Source organism: Oscillatoria sp. HE19RPO (assembly GCF_024220515.1).
GTDB lineage: Bacteria > Cyanobacteriota > Cyanobacteriia > Cyanobacteriales > Laspinemataceae > Laspinema.
Window position 1 is genome coordinate 1 of record NZ_JAMXOT010000025.1, and the last position, 16,251, is coordinate 16,251.

Below are 16,251 nucleotides of genomic sequence, written 5' to 3' on the forward strand. Positions count from 1 at the left end.
AAATTAGTGGTTCGGAACTGTATCTGAAAGCCGGGACAACCCTGGATTTTGCTACTAAGTCCAGTTATGACGTAACAGTAGAGGTGGATGACACCACAGTGGGTGCGACTCCCGATGCGACGACGGCTTATAGTTTGGGCGTTACGGAAGTGGCGACGAATAATGCGCCAGTTGTCCAGACTCAGATAGCTGACCAAAGTCTGGAAACTGGGAACAGTTTCAGTCTGGATGTTTCTGGGAATTTCAGCGATCCTGATGCTGGGGATACCTTAACTTATAGTGCAACATTGGCTAATGGCTCGCCGTTGCCCGGTTGGTTAAGTTTCGATAGTGTAACAGGGCAATTCAGCGGCACTCCGACTGATAGCCATTCTGGTGAGTTCGGGGTTCAAGTTACGGCCACAGACAGCAGCGGGGAAAGCATTAGCGATTCGTTTGGGGTGGGTGTTCAAGCGGCAGTGCCAACTCCCACACCAACTCCCACACCAACTTCCACACCCATACTACCTCCAGGACTGGCAAATTCTATAACAGTCACACACCCATCAGGCTCCACCATCACATCATTCACAGACCCATCAGGCAACACCTTCAGGTCAGCCACATACCCATCAGGCCGCACCATCACATCAGCCACAGACCCATCAGGCCGCACCATCACATCAGCCACAGACCCATCAGGCCGCACCATCAGTTCAGTCACAGACCCATCAGGCTTCACCTTCACATTAGGCTTCACCTCCCTCTTGCGCGCCCGCCAGCACTCCCGCAAGCGCTCCTTGCGCTACTTCAGGATAACCTTGGGCGACATGGTAAGGTACAAATTAACCGGCACAAGAAACTTAGGCCCCGGGGGAGGACAGCCAATCCGGTGGTACTTCGACCGCTCGCGCATGAGCAGTCAAGACGGCCCCATTGCTGGAGCCACCGCCTTCCTGGATACCAACTTCAACGACATCCAAGACAGCGATGAACCGGGTGCAACCACCGATGATGCGGGCAACTTCACCCTGAATATCTCCGGCGACTTAGACCTCAACGGCAATGGTACGCTCGACTTCGATGAAGGACAATATGTGGTCGTCGGCGGAACTGATGCCATCACTGGCCAACCCTTTAGCGGTACACTACGGTCACTTCCGGGTTCCACTGTGGTGACTCCCCTAACGACTCTCGTTTCTGCCCTGGTAGACCAAGGACTCAGCCCAGAAGTGGCACAAACCCAGGTGAAAACCGCCCTGGGACTCCCCAGCAACATCGACTTATCCACGTTTGACCCCATCGCAGCAGCCCAAGCGGGTTCCAGCGAAGGGTTGCAGGTGTTAGCTGCCCAGGTAGCGGTGCAAACCCTGATTAGCCAAGTCAGCAACGTCATAGGAACCAGCCTCGGTATCACAGGCAATGGCTTAGATGCCCTGGTGACTGCTAACTTAGCCATTGTTTTAGAATCGGGTAGTTTCAATCTGGGCGACTCCAGCGCTATCCAAAGCCTGGTCAATAGCACCGCCAATATCTTTACTGTGTTTGATGAGACCTTAAACGTTGAATCAATCACCAACAACTCGGCACAACTAGCGCAAGTCATTGCCGCTAGTAACGAGCAAATTCTCACCGCCACCAGTGCCGAGGACATCTTCCAAGCGCAAAAAGTGGCTCAAACCAGCGTCACCGAAGACCTAAGCGCCGCCTTCAGTGGCACGAAATCCTTTGACGAAGTGGTTGCCGAAAATACTGGAGACGCTTTAACGGCGCAAATTGATGCCGCCACGATTAACACTTCCGTCCTCACGGAAAACCAGAGTTTCTCCTCCTTATTCTTTGACTCGGACTACTACCTAGTCAAAAACCCCGATGTGGCCGCAGCAGTCGAAAACGGCACTTTTGCCAGTGGTTTAGAACATTTCGGCTTATTCGGCGCTAAAGAAGGCCGGACTCCGAGTTACTTCTTCGGGGAAACCTATTTATTCGACAACCCCGATGTAGCCGCAGCGGTTTCCGAGGGGGCCTTTTCCAGTGCGGTGGAACACTTCCTCCAATACGGATACAAGGAAAATCGCTTCCCCAGCGACAAGTTGGCGGACTTCGAGACCTTCTATCTGTCCCAAAATGCCGATGCTGCCGCAATGGTGGCTAATGGCACTTATGGCAACGTCCTGGAATATCTGATGACCGAGGGATTGTCCCAAGGAGAAACTCTACTATCCCAATTCGATGTCGTTGCCGAAACCTTTAACTCGGAAGACTATCTGGCCAAAAATCTCGATGTGGCTGAGGCTGTCACTAACGGTCTCTTCCCAAATGCCTTAGAACACTTTATATATTATGGAATGTCCGAGGGTCGCGACCCCGGCGAGAAATTCAGCAATGGCGACTATCTCACCGAAAATGCTGATGTGGCCGTAGCGGTCGAGGGTGGGGCATTCCGTAGCGCTTACGAGCATTATATGATGTACGGCTTCAAAGAAGGTCGCCCGGGGACGGTTGAATATGACCGACTCACGGGTGAACCGGGAGTCGTGGATACTTTCACTCTCAATCTTGAGAGCGAGAAAGATTATACGATGATTTCTAATTTTGATGCCGCTGAAGATATCATTCAGTTGCCCGGTACTGCCGCTGACTATCAGCTTGCTGCGTCTCCCGCAGGGTTGCCTCCGGGAACGGCGATTTATCGGCTAGATGGGGAGTTAAGTGACCTGGTTGGATTGGTTCGGGATGTTTCGTCTTTGAGTTTAGGAGAGGGTTATTTTAGTTTCGGGTAATCCCCCCAACCCCCCTTGGAAAGGGGGGCTGTTTCATTGAACCCTTGGGCTGTAAAGCTTACGGTGCAAGGAAAATTTTAGAATGAAACAGCCCTACCCTTGTCAAGAGGGGCTAGGGGGGATCGATATAGATGTACCTCATGGATGTGAAAATTGCTAGAAGAAACCGGGCCCCTGCGACAAAAGCGAAAATCGTAGAGAGAAACCTGGTTTCTCCAGAAATAAGACATTGGGTTTGTGCGTTTGAGGCTGGAACTGCGCGATCGGCTTGCGCTTCCTGGGCGCTGCACTGCGGGGAATCCCTTGCACATTAGCACTAATCACCTCAGCGACCTATTCACAATCAATCGCCGAACTGAAGCAATAGAACCTGCTAGTCGATATTGTTGTCAATCTGCAATATCTCTCTCATCCCCTAACGCCACCGGGAATCTCCTCAGTCTTGATACTGTTGTTAACATACAATCGCAAATCTCAAGGTTGCAATCCGGAGAAATTACCCCAATTGCCTACATCCAGCGGTGAATTCCTCCAGTCTTGATACTGTTGTTAACATACAATCGCAAATCTCAATATTGCAACTCTATAACCACCCCCCAATCCACCGAAAGATTAGCCCAATCGCGCAAATCCATAGAAAACTATTAAATCTTTAAATCAAAAACCCTGAATTTCCCTAAAAATTGCCAAAATTGAGCAACGCAGTGACAAGGGTTATAGGCTATAATCAGAGGTGGAAACCAAGGGCTTATTGTGTCTAATTTCAGGAAGACACCGATCGCAACAGCCAAAACCCTTGAAAAATCGTTGTCCAATCCTCGGCAACCGCAACCATTCCACTCCCTGCCATCCCTCGGCTTGCACCAATTTTTGAAGCAGTCCCAATCCCCCACTTGACAAATCTCCATAACTATGATATGGGAAGACCAGAGAACCAGGGACAACCCTTTCCAGGGACAAAAGAACCCTCTAAAATAGAGGAGATTGGCGCATAGCAGCGATCGCGAAAGTCGAGACTTGTTGTTTGAGGGGAACCCGTGTTTTTTAGCATCATTATTCCAACCTATAATCGCCGACCGATTTTAGAGAAATGCCTGCGAGCATTAGAACAGCAAAAACTCAGAGACCCGAGTCAAATTAGCGGCTATGAAGTTATTGTCATCGATGATGGTTCAACCGATCGCACCTTAGAATGGTTAGGGGAAAATCGGGAAGAGTTTCCTCATGTGCGGTGGTTGGAACAAGCGCATCAAGGACCGGCAACGGCGAGAAACCGAGGGATAGAAGCAGCCCAAGGGGAGATAATTATTTTTATTGATAGTGATTTAGTGGTGACTGAGAATTTCCTCCAAGCTCATGCCGATGGGTTGAGGGAGGGAGAGGAGAAAATAGGAAGCGATCGCCTGTTTACTTATGGTCATGTGATTAATACCTGCAATTTTGATAATCCCACGGCAGAACCCTATAAAATCACTGATTTTTCTGCTGCTTATTTTGCTACAGGCAACGTGGCGATCGCCCGCAAATGGTTGCAGCAAGCGGGAGGATTTGACCCTTCCTTTTCCCTGTATGGGTGGGAAGACTTAGAATTGGGAGTTCGCCTGAAGAAATTAGGCTTAAAATTGATAAAATGTCCCCAAGCTGCCGGATATCATTGGCATCCGCCCTTTACCTTGGATGATTTACCTCGGGCGATTAACCGAGAAATTGAACGGGGGAAAATGGGAGTGATATTCTACAAAAAACATCCGACTTGGGAAGTGCGGATGATGATTCAGATGACTGGATTGCATCGAATCTTGTGGGGAATGCTGTCCTTGGGGGGAAGATTAAATGAACGGACAATGGCTGGATTGTTGCAGTGGTTAATCAACCAAGGAAAATCCCAGTTTGCTTTAGAAGTATCCCGAATTTTTTTGAATTGGTACAATGTTCAAGCGGTTTATGCGGCAGCGAATGGAGAGGGGAAAAAGTAACGGTTGAAGAGGCGATCGGGATAAAGCAAAAATCCGCGATGAAGAGAAATTTAAAGTATTGCACCCGTCCTAAAAATGAGTGGCAGTCAGTAGGAAACTGCGGATAGCCCGAGGGACCTGATAGAGGGGCCAGTTGGTACTAGACCTCTTGCAAAAAAAAGGATTGATCCCCCCAACCCCCCTTAAGAAGGGGGGCTTTAAAGAATGAGGCAAGAGGTCTACTCAATCCGGTTGATAAAAGCATTAAAAATTGTAGGCCCTTCGACGAAGCTCAGGAGGCATTGCCCACCTCGATTCGGTGGGAGCATCTCAATTTCGCCTCAAAGGGGAATTTATACGTCTTGCTCCCCCTTCCCTCGTAGGGAAGGGGGCTGGGGGGTTAGGTCTCTTTGCCTTCTTGAGATGCTCCCGATTCGGTGGGCAATGCCCACCCTACAATTGCTCAACTTGTTTTTCAAGACCTATTCCAACCGCATTCCGTATGAGACCCTGGAGACGGGTAAAAATTAGAACGGTGGAAAAGGCAAGATCGTGTTATTCTAGTAAAGTTGTCTAATCTCGCACATCCGGGGTTTCGGGTGTTTCCAAGGCGCGATCGCGACCTAGAAATCCGCTCGGATGGAGGATTAACCCGAATCAGGAGAAAAAAATGGGAGTAGTTTCGCTGGCTCAACTGTTAGAGTCAGGGGTTCACTTTGGGCATCAGACCCGACGCTGGAACCCCAAAATGTCGCAGTATATCTTCACCGAACGCAACGGCGTCCATATCATTGACCTGGTGCAGACCGCCCAGTTAATGGAAGAAGCCTACGACTATATGAGAACAGCCTCAGAGCGTGGGGAAAAAGTCCTATTTGTCGGAACCAAGCGTCAAGCTGCCGGAATTATTGCCCAAGAAGCCTCCCGTTGTGGGGCTTACTACGTCAACCAACGGTGGTTGGGTGGAATGCTGACCAACTGGACGACGATCAAGACCCGAGCCGATCGCCTCAAAGAATTAGAACGCATGGAAGACACCGGCGCAATGGATCGGCGTCCGAAAAAAGAAGCCTCCATGTTGCGGCGAGAACTGAGCAAGCTGCAAAAATATCTAGGCGGCATCAAAAACATGAGAAAGATCCCCGACATCGTAGTGATCGTGGATCAGCGCCGAGAATATAACGCAGTCCAGGAATGCCAGAAACTAGATATTCCCATCGTCTCCCTGTTGGATACCAACTGCGACCCCGATTTTACCGATATTCCGATTCCTGGTAACGATGATGCCATTCGGTCGATTAAATTAATCGTCGGAAAACTTGCCGATGCCATCTACGAAGGTCGTCATGGAGAAGTCGATTCCAGTGGTCAAGACGAAGAGTTTGACTACGACAGCCTAGAGGGTGAGTACGACGATGAAGAAGGGGAAGAAGCCTATCAACCCGATAGCGAAGCAGAAGGAAGCGACGAGAAATAAGAGCGATCGCCCAGAACAGCTTGATTAACTAAGCAGCAACTTCACCGATAGGGTCAAGAGTAAACCCGGGAGATTAACCCGCAATCCTCTCCTATCGCTGAAGTTGCACAAAAAGCTGAAAATAAAGTGTTCCGGCGAGACTTCAATCGTCTATTCTAAGGCTAAAGGCAGATGGCGAAACCCCAGAATTCTGGGACAGTGTAAATCGAGAAAAACGAAGAGAAAATGGCGGACATATCTGCAAAAGTGGTCAAAGAACTGCGCGAAAAAACCGGCGCAGGCATGATGGACTGCAAAAAAGCGCTCAAAGAAAACGACGGGGACATGAACAAAGCCGTAGAATGGCTACGGCAGAAAGGGATTACCTCTGCGGAGAAAAAAGCAGGACGCTTGGCAGCCGAGGGACTGGTGGATAGCTACATTCACACCGGAGGTCGAATTGGCGTCCTGGTGGAAGTCAACTGTGAAACCGACTTCGTAGCGCGTCGTGAAGAATTCCATGCGCTGGTTCGCAATATTGCCATGCAAGTTGCAGCCTGTCCCAACGTCGAATACGTCAGCATCGAAGATATCCCCGAACACTTAGTCGAAAGCGAAAAGGCGATCGAAATGGGACGGGACGATTTAGGCAACAAGCCGGATAACATCAAAGAAAAAATCGTCCAAGGACGGATCGATAAGCGCCTGAAAGAACTGACCCTGCTGGATCAGCCTTACATTCGCGATCAGAATATCACCGTCGCCGAGTTAATCAAACAGGTGATCGCCCAATTGGGTGAAAACATTCGGGTTCGTCGCTTTACCCGCTTCGTTTTGGGTGAAGGGATTGAAAAAGAAGAAACCAACTTTGCCGACGAAGTAGCCGCGCAAACCGGCGCAAAATAGCCCCGGTTTAGAGTGGGGGTGGTATCCCCTCATTCCGGCTTTCTCCCGAGAGATGAAAAAAGACTGCTAGAGACAGGGGCAGGTCAAACCATAGCATGACCTGTCTTCTGTTTTTCTAGCCGCTATCGTTAGAAAAGACCTTCATATTGCTATCGGATCCAAATCATAGGCTATGGCCAGACCCCTCGAACTCATTGACCAGGACATTGCAGAGCTAGAACAGGCAGCGCAAGACTTGGCGGGACAATTTCAGAAGACCTACAGCCATTATTTGACGGCCTTGGGACAAGCGGTGCGACAGCAGATGATCTTAGCCGGATATCATATTTGTACCCAAGGATATCCCGAGCATTTTCTGGACTTATCCTTAACCCAGAAACAAGAACTGCAATCCCAACTCCGGTCCATCGTCAAGAAAGCAGAAGCGGAGGCGATCGCCCTCGTGGAAGACCCCAAACCCGAAGACAGCCCAGTGGTCCTCGTTGTCGAAGGACTTTCCGATGAGGGAACCCCGGCGCAGGACATTAGCCTCGTCGAAGAGGAACTCACTCCCCTCGAAGAAATTGCCGACCCCGAAAATTTAGCCAAGTGGCAAGATCGGATAGAATCGGGAATTGTTAAACTGTTGCAACAAGTCTCCCATGAAACCAACCAGGTCCTACACGCTGCTGGAATCGGGTCTAAAAACGTTCCCCCTATGTTGCTAGAAGCTGCGGAAAAACTGCCCAATAACGAGGCGATCGGAGGGCCACCGAATCTAGTCACCCTGACCTTAGAAGCTCAAGGGACCGAAGATTTACCCCAGATGCCCGGTTTAGCCTCCCTGCTCAAAGGGCCGGTTCATATCATGGCCGTTCATTTAAGATTAACGGATCTGGAATTTGCCGACTCCCGTCTGAGTGCATCCCGAGGACAAATTCGCACCCTCTCAGGACGGTTAAATTCACTCAAACGAGACTATCATCAAAAACAACGGGAACGAGCGATCGCCCAAGCAGAATCTGCATGGCGTGCAAGCTGGTTTGAAGATTAATCAGGTAGGGGGGAAACCGTGAACGCAGAATCATTAGATTGGGGTCGATTGCAAAAAGCCTTGTCTGTCGAAGCACAACGCGGATTTACCGATGTTGTCGGGAGTCAATATCGCTTTAGCGAATTTCTTCAAATTAGTTTACAAAACTCCCCTGCCAATCTCGTATCGGCAGATCTGCGCCGTTGGCAAAGCATAGCGGCAGAATTTGGACGCTATCCAGAACTGAACCTCGAAAAGCGACAAGCCTTGGTGTCACATACTCGCTTGTTTCTTCTGGATATGGAACGAATTTGTACAAACACACCACCCCCTCAAAACGGCACCGGGAAACAACACAGACTGGTAGAACAACCCCCCACATCAGGGATGCGATCGCCTAGCATCTCCCCCAGAGAAACCCTCTCAACCACCCAATTTAACACCACCCGTTCCACTTCCCCAGTCTCCCTCAACCAAGCCTTAAGCCAAGTTAGCGGCATTGGAACACGCAACGCCGACAAGTTAGCCAAATTGGGGCTTTATACTATCTACGACCTCCTCTACAACTTCCCTCGGGACCATGTTGATTATGCCCGCCAGGTGAATATCAAAGAACTCGAAGCGGGAGAAACGGTCACCATTATTGGTACTGTCAAACGATGTGATTGTTTTAGCAGTCCACGCAATAAGAAATTAACTATTTTAAATCTGGTTATTAAAGATAATACCGGGCAAATCAAACTAAGTCGATTTTTTGCCGGACGCCAAAGCAATCGCGGGTGGCAAGAAATCCAAAAGCGAATGTATCCGACAGGTGCAGTAGTTGCCGCCTCCGGGTTAGTCAAAACTAGCAAATATGGCGTATCCTTGGATAATCCCCAAATCGAAGTGCTAGATGAAAGCGGCACTATCGAATCCCTCAACGTCGGACGAGTTGTTCCCATTTATGCCTTAACCGAAGGAGTCACCGCTGATATTGTGAGAAAAGCGGTCAAGAGTGTGATACCTCATGTCGGCTTATTGGGCGACCCTCTGCCGGACAGCCTGCGATCGCGCTATCAGTTAATGGGATTACAGGAAGCAGTTTCTCAAATCCACTTTCCGGGCGATCGGGACATCCTCGAAGAAGCCCGTCGCCGCCTCGTCTTCGATGAATTCTTCTACCTACAACTCGGACTCCTCCACCGTCGCCAAGGACTCCGAGAAACCCAAACCGGCGCAGTCTTATCCGGCAAAGGCAAACTCATCAATAAATTTTATAAACTCCTCCCCTTTAAACTCACTAATGCTCAACAGCGAGTCATTGCGGAAATCCTGGAAGACTTGCAAAAACCCAAACCCATGAATCGACTCGTCCAAGGGGATGTGGGTGCCGGTAAAACCGTCGTAGCCGTCGTCGCCATCTTAGCCGCCATTCAAGCCGGATATCAAGCCGCATTCATGGCACCCACGGAAGTTTTAGCCGAACAACATTATAAAAAATTAGTCAGTTGGTTTAACCTCCTACATCTCCCCGTCGAACTCCTCACCGGGTCAACTAAAACCGCCAAACGAAAACAAATTCTTCCCCAATTAGAAACCGGAGAATTGCCCGTTTTAGTGGGAACCCATGCCTTAATTCAAGACCCGGTAAACTTCCACAAACTCGGACTAATCGTCATCGATGAACAGCATCGATTTGGAGTCGGACAACGGGCAAAACTGCAACAAAAAGGCGAAGACCCCCATGTTTTAACCATGACGGCAACCCCCATTCCCCGAACCCTGGCACTTACCTTACATGGGGATTTAGATGTCAGTCAAATCGATGAATTGCCTCCCGGGAGACAAGCGATTCAAACCACCATTTTTTCTGGCAAAGAACGCACCCATGCTTATGATTTAATTAAGCGAGAAGTGGTGCAAGGGAGACAGGTTTATGTGGTGTTGCCATTAGTGGAAGAATCGGAGAAATTAGATTTAAAATCGGCAATAGAAGAATATCAAAGACTGCAAGAGGTGATTTTTCCAGAATTTAAGGTGGGATTGCTGCATGGGAGGATGTCATCAGGGGAAAAAGAAGAGGCGATCGGGCTGTTTCGCGATGGACATACCCAAATTTTAGTCTCCACCACCGTAGTTGAAGTGGGAGTAGACGTTCCCAATGCCAGTGTCATGCTCATCGAAAATGCCGAACGATTTGGATTATCGCAATTGCACCAATTGCGAGGAAGAGTCGGACGGGGTGCAGACAAATCCTATTGTATCTTAATGACCCATCCTAAAGCCACTACCGATGCGCGCGATCGGCTCAATGTCATGGAACAATCACAAGATGGGTTTTTCATTGCCGAAATGGACATGAGATTGCGCGGACCCGGGGAAGTCATGGGAACGAAACAATCGGGCGTCCCAGATTTTGTGTTAGCGAGTTTAGTTGAGGATAAAGAGATATTAATTTTAGCGCGGGATGCGGCAGAAAAGGTGATTAAGAAAGACCCAACTTTGGAGAGATGGCCGGTATTAAAGAGTGAGTTAGATAAGCGGTATCAGAAGTTATTGGGTGGGGCGATTTTGACGTAGAAGAAAAGAAATGGGGGAGGAGGGCGATTAAGCTCTCCTCCTCCCTTAACTTTCAAAATTCTAGAACCCCTTATTATTCCTCAGTTTCAACGGTCTTGAGAATTGCCACTTTTTATGGTTTCGGGGTACGTGGTGTATCTATACCACCCGGCGAGGGGGCAGGTGGTGTATCTATCCCACCAGGCGAGGGGGGACCATCAATCGGATTGCCCATCATCATAACATCCTGTGAGTTCTGCATCAGAATAGTATCGATTGTCGGACCAGAGCCTGATCGAGGAATGATAATTTGGGGCTGTGATGCCTCTGGACAATCAAGTGGGTTTGGGCATTCTTTTGAAGGATAAATTTGTAATTGGAACGTTGATTCCCCTTCTAAAAGATTTAATGATTCCTGTGTTCCTTCCCCTAACTTGTATTGGAATCCTTCTGGTCCTATGATTTTTACGCTTTTGATGCTTGAAATTACCATCAGGGATAAAGCTGGCAACTGATTAATACCTGGAGAAGAGTCTTCTAAGGTCTGACTAAATTTCTCCATAATTCGGTTGGTGACCACTTCATCTATTGCCTCGTCTTCTAGTAATTCATGAAGTAGCGCAATGGCTACCGTTTTGCTGATATAATCTTGAACGGGAATCGTGTCAACGGAAGGATTAAATGAATCAGGCATGATTTTAGTCCTTATTTTTATGAGAGTGTGAACGGAACTGACAATCGAAAGGGAAATTATCTTGTGTTACTTCTATTCGGTTCTACCTCATGATTTTCAGGATACTAGAACAGAGATTTTTGTCTTCTGCCCTAACCGAGGGGTTATGCTGTAGATAGTCCTGTAGTTCTGCACAACCGGACTGAATTAACGTAGAGAGAGTCGCTGACTCCACATTTTGCCAATTCCACAGAATTATCGTTCTGTCTTGACTGGCCGATGCTAGGGTCTGACCGTCACCACTGAAACTTAAGCTATAGACACTTTCTTCATGCTTGGCAAGAATCTGGTACGGACTCTCTTCCCACTTTTCAGAATCCAATTCGCGACGCCATAATGAGATCGTACCATCCTGGTGAGCTGAGACAAGAGTGCGATCGCCCGGACTAAAGATGGCATCATACACCGCCACATTCGTAGTATTTAAAGTTTGAATCAAGGTACCATCTCGCCGCCAAAGTTTAATGGTTGTATCTGCACTAGCTGTCGCAATCCACTGACCATCGTGGCTAAAACTAATGCTATTAATTCTTTGACTATGCCCATCAAGTATTGCGAGTCGCTTGCCATCCAGTTGCCAAAGGCTAACCTCATTTCCACTACCGACAGCTAGGATCTGACTATCGGGACTGAAATTCACGACGGAAACAACCTCACTAAAATCCTTCAAGGTCAGCATCAAGTTGCCGTCCCTTTGCCAAATTTTTACAGTTTTATCATAACCAGCAGACGCAATTCGTTGCCCATCAGGACTGAAACTGACACTCTGGATTACTCCTTTATGACCTTCTAATGTTTTAATCAGCGTTCCGTCTCGCTTCCATAACTTTATCTTTTCATCATAACTCCCAGACGCAATCATTTCATTATCAGGACTGAAACTGACGCTAGAAATTTCTTTATTATGAGCAGGAATTTCTAGCCGAGAATTGCCGTCTCGGTCCCAAATCCGGAGAGTTTTGTCATAACTACCAGAAGCAATTAATGTACTATCAGTGCTAAAACTAACACTGGTCACTCCATTAGTATGTCCTGCCAGGATTTTTAACCAGGGACTGTCGAGTCGCCAAAGTTTGATAGTGCGATCGCTACTCGCAGAAGCTAGGGTATTTCCATCCGGACTGAAACGGACATCCCACCCAAAACCATCGTGTGCTTTTATAGTTGAGCGTAAGATGCCAAATTGTGTGTCCCATAGATTCACAGTTCTGTCATTACTGGCAGAGGCAAGGGTTTTTCCATCGGGACTGAAGCTGATACTATTGACTCTATCCCGATGGCCTGCCAGAGTCGTGATAAGTGTCCCATCAGACTTCCATATTTTAATGGTTTGATCCATACTGGCGGAAGCTATTTGCTGACCATCTGGACTGAAAATTATCTGATAAATGCGATCATTATGCCCTTGAAAAGTTTGACGTAAAGTTCCATCTACTCGCCAAAGTTTAATCACTCCACTATAATCCGCAGACACTAACGTTTGTCCATCAGGGCTGAAACTACTATCCGTCACCCAATTTTTATGTCCTTCCAGGGTGCGAATTAAAGTACCATCCTCCGTTCGCCAGAGTTTAATTCGATTAGTAAACGAGGTCGTTGCTACTACTATCTGGCTGTTAGGACTAAAACTCACACTGTTGAAAACCTCCTTTTCTCCAGCCATCGAATTCACTAACGTCCCATCGGGTTTCCAGAGTTTGATTGTTCCATCAAAGCTGGCCGAGGCGATTTGTTGACCATTAGGACTAAAGCTAACATCAGTGACTGAATTAGTGTGTCCTCTAAAAGTATTAATTATAGTCCCATCCAGTCTCCACAGTTTGATAGTTTTATCAATACTCGCAGAAGCCAAACTCTGGCCGTCAGGACTGAAACTGAGCCGTATAACTCCATCTTTATGTCCGACTAGAGTATTTCCTAATTGAATGTCAGTCAAAACTATCTTTTGGAGTTGCTGGAAGATTTCTTGTTTAAGATTATCTGGCAAGGCTTTTGTTTGTAAAACTATTTGGCTTGCATTGATACTTGCTATTAAGGCTCGAACGCGATCATTTGATAGCAATAGTGCCTTTGATTCAGAATTGAGGGATTGAATCTGTGCACGTTCAGCTTCTTGCATGACTGTAAACAAGAAGGTTCCAGCGCCCAGGGATATGAGTGCAAATCCAATTAGCCCTAATCGGACTATTCGTCTTGCTTTCTTGTGTGCTTCAGCTAATATCTGATTGGCCTGTTGTAAAAGTAGTAGACGTTCTTCACTTTGCTTTCTTTTGGTCCGCTCCTCTTCTAGTTCTTTCTTAGCTTGCTTCCCTTGATTTTGGCGGATAAAAGCCACAACATAATCATGGACTAATTGATACCGATCGCTCGGACATTCTGGCAACAAAAACACTAACCCCGAATTCACCAAAACATAAAGAACTAAATCCACTCGTTCGGGTTCGTTCAGTACATCAGTCACTAAAACTTTCAGGTCCGTTTCTAAGTCGGTCCGAGTTTTCAGAGGCCGGGTATTATTCTCATCGGTGAGCAAATACAAAATCAGTTCGGCTAACTCTTTGTTCTGAGGGCCACAATCGGCGACAACTTCTTCTAAATAAGCACGGACCAATTGCTCTTTAGGTTGGGGTCCGAGTTCTCGATACTCGGCTAGGGTATTAATATTATCCGTTTGCAGTTGTGCGCCGACAATTTGTAACTCAATCGGACGCACGGCGTTTAAATTTTCGGCTAAATCGGTGACTACTGCCTGAATTAATTCCGGTTCTAAGGGAAAATGCGCCCGATCGCTCAAACTGCGAATAATATCCACCGCATCTGCCGATGAAAAATTCCCAACGGCATACAGCGTATTCTTACTCAGGATATCCGAGTCGATCGCCCCAAATCCAGGCAAGGAATTATACGCCAACAAATAATGGATATAATCCTCACGCAAGGATAGCACCACCTTCACAAAACTAATCTGAAAACAATCCCCCAAAAACTCAAAGAACTTTAAGCGCTTTTCCGGTTCCTTACAAACAAAGAAAAACTCTTCAAATTGGTCAAAAATTAACACAGTTCGCAAATAGCTGGCTTCATTTTGACGCAACCGTTCCAGGACCTTATCCACCGAATCGGGAATAGTATCTACTTTGATACCCCGTTCTGCTAAAGCCTCACTTAATAATTGACCCAAAGTTTTCGCCCAATCGGTGTATAGGCGTTGAGCCACAGGTAACAGATCCCGATCGCCAATAATAGTTTTCTTCAATGCTGGCAGTAATCCCGCTTGCACCAAAGAACTTTTCCCCACCCCTGACTGACCGTGAATCACCGTCAGTTTGTATTGATTCGTGCCGATCCGTTCAATTAACCGTTCCACATCTTTTTGCCGTCCCGAGGCGAGAATCTCTCGGGCGATGCTTCCCTGAGATTCCGTTGGCGTCGGTTGCGATCGCGCTTGTCGTTGGGATTCCAACCGTCCCGCACCAATGAACGCCCGTAAGCCAAACTGCTGCTCAATCGACAGTCTTTCTTGCTTCCGATTAAAGGCTTTCGCATACTGGGATTGCTCGTAGTATAGCGATCGCAACTCCTCCAAAACCTCAATATATAACTGCGGATTATCCTCCGGGTCACCCTTCGCCGCCTCTTCCAGGCGATCAATGGCCTCCCCAGTCTCCCCTAACTGGTGCAAACTCCGCGCCAACAGCAGCAAATATAATCCCTGATGCTGTTGTTCTTGTTGGGGGTCAGTGGCTAAAATTTCCAGAGCCTTTTCTGCAAGTTCTTGCGCATGGTTCCACTCCTGTTGATGGAGGGCCACCTGTGCTAAAAATCCATAATCTCGGGCTAAGAGTACCGGATTCCCTGATTTTTCATGTAATTTTATGGCAGTTTGTGCCAGGTCCTGCAAGCTGGAATAGTCATTCAACTGCCGTAACGTTTCCCCAAGCTGACCGATAAATTGGGCCACCAAATCTGGTCTTCCCGCTGCCTCAAAAGACTCTAGGCACTGTTGGAACGCAGACTGGGCTTGCTTCCAGAACCCTTCACTATTCCCTCGGTCCAGTTCCGCCTTGCGAGCGTAACATAATCCAATGTGATAAATCACTGCTGCCGCACATTCGCGCACCCCTTCGGCATCCAGTTTCTGCCACAATTCTAAGCTGTGGTGATAGTAGCCTAATGCCTCTTCCATGCGATCGCAGGTATAAGCCTCACGACCCCAGACAAACGGCAAGGTTGCGTCCAACTCCGGGGTCAACCGTTGACCCGCCTTTTCCAAATCCTGCAACGCTAAGGTCATTTCAAACGGATAGCGCTTTCCAAAAATCTCTTTATTGCTCACAAAGCGCTGATTTCCAGCGGCGAACACCTCTGCAAATAGGTGTTCGCTCTCCTCATTGAGGGCCGAAAGTAAATCAGTAGGGACGATCGCAAATTGAGTCAAACTCGCCCAACTCTCAAAATCCGGGGCTAATCGGGTTAACTGTACCGACACTTCGTCATTGATCCAAAACACCACCGGAAAGGGGTAGTTCTTTCTAAATTCATCTCGCACTTGATTCAGGGAAGTGAGTACCGCATCCAAGGCCGTTACCGAATCCAACCCAAATACCATCAAGGCATCTGGAGTTTCCCCACCCAGGCGATCGCCCAAGGTGGAATACACCTGTTTAACCTTGGGTTCTAGGACCATTTCCCGAATATTCAACGAACAGTCTCGATGCAATTGTTGCACCAACATATCGCGCAATGTGTCATAATTACACCGCACCAACATCAGCTTAAATTGTCCCTGGGACATTTCCATCGCCCAGATCAGTTCAGCCAATGTCCGCTGATTTTGATTCATGACATCCGCATCAGATATATTCTCACTCATGAGTTTCACTCCT

Annotated in this window: 8 protein-coding genes; 6 read left to right on the plus strand and 2 right to left on the minus strand. The window is 47.8% G+C overall.

Annotated elements, in window-relative coordinates; all coding sequences use genetic code 11:
- From NG833_RS02945 to recG, 6 genes are all read left to right on the plus strand, one after another.
- On the plus strand, positions 1–2,762 hold a 2,762-nt coding region (locus tag NG833_RS02945; RefSeq protein ID WP_254563841.1), incomplete at its 5' end, for a putative Ig domain-containing protein.
- Positions 2,763–3,799: 1,037 nt separating this feature from the next.
- Positions 3,800–4,738 carry a glycosyltransferase family 2 protein gene (locus tag NG833_RS02950; RefSeq protein ID WP_254563842.1) on the plus strand — a complete coding sequence of 313 codons (939 nt, stop codon included), beginning with the start codon at positions 3,800–3,802 and terminating at the stop codon, positions 4,736–4,738.
- 649 nt (positions 4,739–5,387) lie between these two features.
- Positions 5,388–6,194, plus strand: coding sequence for a 30S ribosomal protein S2 (gene rpsB, locus NG833_RS02955; protein ID WP_254563843.1), 807 nt, complete (start codon positions 5,388–5,390; stop codon positions 6,192–6,194).
- Positions 6,195–6,419: 225 nt separating this feature from the next.
- Positions 6,420–7,079, plus strand: coding sequence for a translation elongation factor Ts (gene tsf, locus NG833_RS02960; protein WP_254563844.1), 660 nt, complete (start codon positions 6,420–6,422; stop codon positions 7,077–7,079).
- A gap of 172 nt (positions 7,080–7,251) precedes the next feature.
- Positions 7,252–8,112, plus strand: a complete 861-nt coding sequence (locus NG833_RS02965; RefSeq protein ID WP_254563845.1) for a hypothetical protein — start codon at positions 7,252–7,254, stop codon at positions 8,110–8,112.
- 18 nt (positions 8,113–8,130) lie between these two features.
- Positions 8,131–10,653, plus strand: a complete 2,523-nt coding sequence (gene recG / locus NG833_RS02970) for an ATP-dependent DNA helicase RecG (protein ID WP_254563846.1) — start codon at positions 8,131–8,133, stop codon at positions 10,651–10,653.
- Positions 10,654–10,765: 112 nt separating this feature from the next.
- On the opposite strand, the gene NG833_RS02975 is transcribed toward recG, so the two are convergent.
- Both NG833_RS02975 and NG833_RS02980 read right to left on the minus strand, forming a co-directional pair.
- Positions 10,766–11,326 carry a hypothetical protein gene (locus NG833_RS02975; RefSeq protein ID WP_015147501.1) on the minus strand — a complete coding sequence of 187 codons (561 nt, stop codon included), beginning with the start codon at positions 11,324–11,326 and terminating at the stop codon, positions 10,766–10,768.
- Positions 11,327–11,408: 82 nt separating this feature from the next.
- Complete coding sequence (locus NG833_RS02980) at positions 11,409–16,238, minus strand: hypothetical protein (RefSeq protein WP_254563847.1); 4,830 nt, start codon at positions 16,236–16,238, stop codon at positions 11,409–11,411.
- Positions 16,239–16,251: the final 13 nt, after the last annotated feature.

Excerpts from the sequence above, each read along its gene's own strand:
- rpsB (WP_254563843.1), top strand. The coding sequence starts at position 5,388 with ATGGGAGTAGTTTCGCTGGCTCAACTGTTAGAGTCAGGGGTTCACTTT.
- tsf (WP_254563844.1), top strand. The coding sequence starts at position 6,420 with ATGGCGGACATATCTGCAAAAGTGGTCAAAGAACTGCGCGAAAAAACC.
- NG833_RS02965 (WP_254563845.1), top strand. The coding sequence starts at position 7,252 with ATGGCCAGACCCCTCGAACTCATTGACCAGGACATTGCAGAGCTAGAA.
- NG833_RS02975 (WP_015147501.1), bottom strand. The coding sequence starts at position 11,326 with ATGCCTGATTCATTTAATCCTTCCGTTGACACGATTCCCGTTCAAGAT.
- NG833_RS02980 (WP_254563847.1), bottom strand. The coding sequence starts at position 16,238 with ATGAGTGAGAATATATCTGATGCGGATGTCATGAATCAAAATCAGCGG.